This is a genomic window from Bartonella sp. MU70NMGDW, from assembly GCF_042194085.1.
Lineage (GTDB): Bacteria > Pseudomonadota > Alphaproteobacteria > Rhizobiales > Rhizobiaceae > Bartonella > Bartonella grahamii.
The window spans coordinates 1-1,139 of record NZ_JBHIMK010000366.1 but is presented as its reverse complement, the minus strand read 5'-3'; the positions used below and the strand labels follow the sequence as shown (position 1 = coordinate 1,139).

The 1,139-nt window shown below is 31.3% G+C and carries 1 pseudogene; it reads left to right on the top strand.

The features are described 5' to 3' along the window. Window positions 1-153, top strand: a pseudogene (locus ACFIKE_RS11020) (coproporphyrinogen III oxidase); the annotation flags it as partial. Window positions 154-1,139 lie beyond the last annotated feature (986 nt).

The window sequence follows — 1,139 nt, the reverse complement described above, 5'->3', positions numbered from 1 at the left end:
TATGAAACCTTAAGCCCTAAACGCATCCCAATGGAAAAACTGATCGATTTACAACACCAAGAATTGATAGAAATGGTAGATAACCAACGCTTAAAAGCAACAACCAAAGGACGTATTGTTCTTGATCACATCATCAGCCAACTCGCAAACTAAAGTTTTTATAACAACATACTGCTTTTAATCATAATTATCATTTTTCATAGCAAAGGCGAGATTAGAATATCGTGAGATTCTCTTATTTCAAAACTATTGATAGTAAATTAGTTACCGACATTTGCTTACACCTTAAAAATAGAGAAGCGTGTGGATAAAAACTATAAAAAAGGAGTAAAAGGCCTTTTATGAACACTCTTAAGTACTAAAAGCTATTGCAATATTTTGAGCTAGAAAGTGTATGGTGATTTAACTTTCTTTTTCATAAACGTAAAGATGGTGAGGCACTATAGATTTTATAAACTTCATGGAAAATTTTATATTACAATATTCATAAAAACAAATACGTGAATGCATAACACGATAATGTATTTTTCTTTATGAAATCGTGGACCATTAAAAGAACCAGAGAATAAGCATGCAACCATGCATCAATCTCTGATTATTTAAAAAGATATTGCTCTAGATACTTTTGAAAACCGTAAAGCCGAATAAAAAAAGAGAGTAAAAAAGCACGCTGATTTTCATCTTTATACCTTTATATTTTCCTCAATGAGATTGTATGTCTGTTTCAGAGATTATAAAAAATAGATATACGCAATACTTTTATCCTATTCTGGCATGTAAAAGCGGTTATCGCAAAAAGTACTGAACCAATATTTATTTGAGATACGCAGCTGTATGATTAGTGTTTTTTTATAGGTAACAGCAACATCATGAGCTTTATTACACAAATAATGCACTCAAATGGCAAATATACCAGATATGAATCGAGATTGCTTTGTTAGCGAGCGAAACGACATTAATCCCATATGATTTTACTTGTATGCGTACACGCTTATGAGCGTCTGTACGCGTCCTTTAAGGTTATTTTATTAAAAAATTGAGAATAATACTAGGCCAATCCTTGGCTAAAGAAGTCAACGTGATGCTACAAAAGAATTTCTGTGTATCTTTATCATAACCAATATTAAAGCTGATTAAAT